The sequence below is a fragment of the Streptomyces sp. NPDC093801 genome (assembly GCF_040701585.1).
GTDB lineage: Bacteria > Actinomycetota > Actinomycetes > Streptomycetales > Streptomycetaceae > Streptomyces.
In genome coordinates this window covers 1-3,186 of the sequence record NZ_JBFBDP010000100.1, presented here as the reverse complement: position 1 = coordinate 3,186, position 3,186 = coordinate 1, and the positions used below count along the sequence as shown (strand labels likewise).

At 68.5% G+C, this 3,186-nt stretch carries 3 protein-coding genes; all 3 read right to left on the bottom strand.

All coding sequences use genetic code 11. The features are described from left to right. Positions 1 to 312 precede the first annotated feature (312 nt). Complete coding sequence (locus tag AB0469_RS40995) at positions 313 to 1,203, bottom strand: GNAT family N-acetyltransferase (RefSeq protein ID WP_366456703.1); 891 nt, start codon at positions 1,201 to 1,203, stop codon at positions 313 to 315. 61 nt (positions 1,204 to 1,264) lie between these two features. After that, positions 1,265 to 2,419, bottom strand: a complete 1,155-nt coding sequence (locus tag AB0469_RS40990) for an asparagine synthase-related protein (RefSeq protein WP_366456704.1) — start codon at positions 2,417 to 2,419, stop codon at positions 1,265 to 1,267. Between the two features lie 179 nt (positions 2,420 to 2,598). After that, positions 2,599 to 2,736, bottom strand: a complete 138-nt coding sequence (locus tag AB0469_RS40985; protein ID WP_366456702.1) for a hypothetical protein — start codon at positions 2,734 to 2,736, stop codon at positions 2,599 to 2,601. Between the last annotated feature and the right edge of the window lie 450 nt (positions 2,737 to 3,186).

Here is a 3,186-nt window from a genome sequence, read left to right as displayed (position 1 = left end):
TGTCTGTGGGTGTCTGTTTTTATGAGGTGTGCTCTTCCGATCGGCGCTGCGGGGTGGGGCGGGGGCCGGCCGCGCTGCGCGCGGCCGAGGCCGGCCCCTCCGGGGCCGGTGGTCCTGCGCTTCGCTTCGGACTGGTTCCCGGGTCCGCTGCGCTCCCCCGGGAACTGACCCCGTTTCACGGGGTCTGGGCCTTCGGCCCGTTGGGCGGGTCCGGCTGCGCTCCCCCGCCCTGGGGCCTTCCGGCTTCGCCTCCAGGCCTGCCCGCTTCGCGGGCTGCTGGCAACAGCCCACCTGGCCCGGTCTTCCCTGGGGTTATTGAGTGGCTTCGAGCTTGTAGGAGTAGAGGCGATCGACCTCTGTGAATCCTGCTGATTCATAGAGGGAGTTGGCTGCCGTGCGGTCCCGTGGGCCCCCTGGTGGTGCGTCGTCATCCACGTAGAGGATCACCTGTCGGGCACCAAGGTCTGTCAGTCGGGCGAGCGCAGAACCGAGCATGCGTCTTCCTAGGCCTCTGCCTCGGCTTGCCTCGGATACCTCGATCCACCAGAGGACTCCGATGCCTTGCACTGGCTGTCCTACTTCGGCTTCGGCTGTGACGGTGCGCCAGAACCGGTGGGACTCCAGCTTGATAGCTGCTTTATCCCCGTTGGACGTGCTCTCTTTCACTCGGGCCAGCCTGGGCAGGTTGACTGCCGGGAGGTCAGCCCGCATGTAGCGCCAAAGCCTCTCGCCTGCGAATCCGGCTCGCCGAAGAACCGCGTCCGTGACCGGGCGGTGCCCGATGGGCAGAGCCTCCAGGCCAAGGGAGAGCGCACAGGCAAACTGGAACGCTTCAACGGGGTTCGGGGCGAACGTGGTAACGACGTGGTCAATGAGGGTCTCGGTTACGGCCTCTTCCTCGCCGCTGTGAAGCCACAGAAGCAGCCCCGTGCGGTCTTTGGGGCGCCACGCGTAGGAAACCACGCCGACCACCCTGCTGGGCCCGCTGACGGCCACCCAGGTCGACGGCGAGTTAAGGTCAGCCCACCATCCGGCGTCGACCGCCGACCGCCCTTCGAGCGCATCGGAGAGCATCTCGGTTGTGGTGACCGGCTGCCCCGGGATCCGCTCCAGGTTGATCAAGGCCAGAACGGCGGACGTGTCGGCCGGGGTGTACGGGCGCAAGGTGATGATGCCAGGCGGAGAACTCACAGCAATGACCATGGCCAGTCCCTTCCTTGGTGTCCAGTGGGGGGCGGTGTGGCGCACCGCCCCCCACACGAGATCAGGTCAGTTGTGCACCGATCTGTTCGGCTCCGATGAGCCACTGTTCCACCGCTGATACCGCCAAGAGCATGGCGGTATCTGTCTCCTTGGCCAGCCTGGCCCGGTCGATGAGTCCGCACTCAACCGTCAGGAGGGGGGCGCTCGCGTCGAGGTGCGCCGCCTCCCCGGCCAGGGCCGCCGTGAAGTAGGACTTCTGCCGTGGCAAGGCTGACAGCACCTGGTCAGGCATCAGAGACAGAACCAGCGACTTGCAGCGCCAGTAAGCCGTCGGGAGGTCCGGCCGGTAGCGGGCGGCGAGGGGAACAGCGAACGCGGCGGCGAGAAACCCCTCCGTCAGGAACGGTGATGCTTCCCTGACCTGCCCCGCTGCCCCAATCACCTCATGCGGCCAGAACGCATCGAACGCGTCTGCCTGTGCCCATGAGCGCTGGCGTCGGGCGTGGTTGGCGATCCTCCTCTCCACCCATGCCCGGCCCCAGTCCGTCGCGTGCTGCCGGTAGGGCTCTGCCAACACTTCGCTTGCCGTGGGTTTGGCCCACTCGGGCCAGTTCGTCGCCCAGTAGGCCTGCCCGCTGACGCTGGCCGGAAATGCCCGAGCAAGGATGGCGGCGGCTTCCCCGGCCACCCCCGGCCCGGCGCGGCCCACGTCCCGCAGGTAGCGGAGCGCTGCCCGCGCCCCGTGGTGGTGCGCGATCTCCGCTGTTGCGTAGCGGGGCACTCCCAAGAGTTCGTCGGAGCCCACTCCGGAGAGGAGCACTCCTACCCCCAGGTCGGCTGCCAGCGCCGAAAGACCCGCGTTGGTCTCAGGTGCTGCGTCGAGCCTCGGTCCCGTGGGAGACCACGGCGGCGCTGCACGGTGCCGCTCCGGGTCAACGGCCACCAAGCGGACACGGTCGCCAAGCCGTAGGTCTGCAAGCAGCCTCCGAACCATCGCGACGCACGACCGCCCTCGGTCGTCCTGGTAGTCGCCAGTGAAGGCGATCACAGGTCGGCTACCTGCGATCTCGCACACATGGAGCAGCACCGCGAGGGAGTCCAGACCACCGGAGAGGGCCACCCCGATCACCTCGGCGTCCGCTGTCAGAGCCCGAACGGAGTCCCCGAATGCTGCGCGCAGTCCCTGGGGGTGAGCTGCCGGTGCGAAGGGGCGCACGGGGAGTCGTTCGACTCCGCGCCACAGGCTGAGGGGGTAGAACTCCCCCGTCAGCGCGGGTGGGGCCAGAAGGAGCCCCACCGCTTTGAGGTCGACCCCCGGGACGGGGCCGGACAGGTCCAGCGGGTTTGCCGCTGTCCGTCCGTCCCCGCCCCGGAAGCCCCTTACGAGGGGTGAGATCACCGCTGGCGCAGGACCATCACGCTGCGGGCGATGTTGCGGGCGACCGCCACGAACCCCCGGCGGGGCTCGACGAACAGACTCCCCTTCGCGCCCTTCGCGTAGGCGCCGTCACCGGGAACCGACTTCGTGGACATAGAAACCACTCCTTCATCTTCTGGGTTGGTGCTTCGGCTTCGTTGGCCGACTGTCACTGCCGACCAACAAGACAAAGATATCGCACTAGAAGCACGATGTCGAGTGGATGGCACCCCTCAAAGAAAGAAAATCCCCAGGTCAAAGCGGGTTTTGGACCTCCGGGGGCTGGGCACCGTGGGGCGGGTGCCGCTGCCCAGAGGCGCGAAGCGCCGGCGGGCGGGGAGGAGGGCAGCGCGAAGCGAGGCCCTGGCAAGCGAAGCGCGCCAGGGCCGGCTGCCTTCCTCCCCGCCTGGTCGGGGGCAGCGCGAAGCGAGGCTCCAGCAAGCGAAGCGCGCTGGGGCCGGCTGCCCCCGACCAGGCGGCGCGGTCGTCGAGGTTGACGGTCGGAACCTCGTGCTCCGGCAGTTCCCGGGCGGTCGCGGTGTCCGTGAGCACGAGCCGCGGGCGGG

What these genes read in the sequence shown, in the direction of transcription:
- AB0469_RS40995 (WP_366456703.1), bottom strand. Translation starts at nt 1,203, where the DNA reads ATGGTCATTGCTGTGAGTTCTCCGCCTGGCATCATCACCTTGCGCCCG.
- AB0469_RS40985 (WP_366456702.1), bottom strand. Translation starts at nt 2,736, where the DNA reads ATGTCCACGAAGTCGGTTCCCGGTGACGGCGCCTACGCGAAGGGCGCG.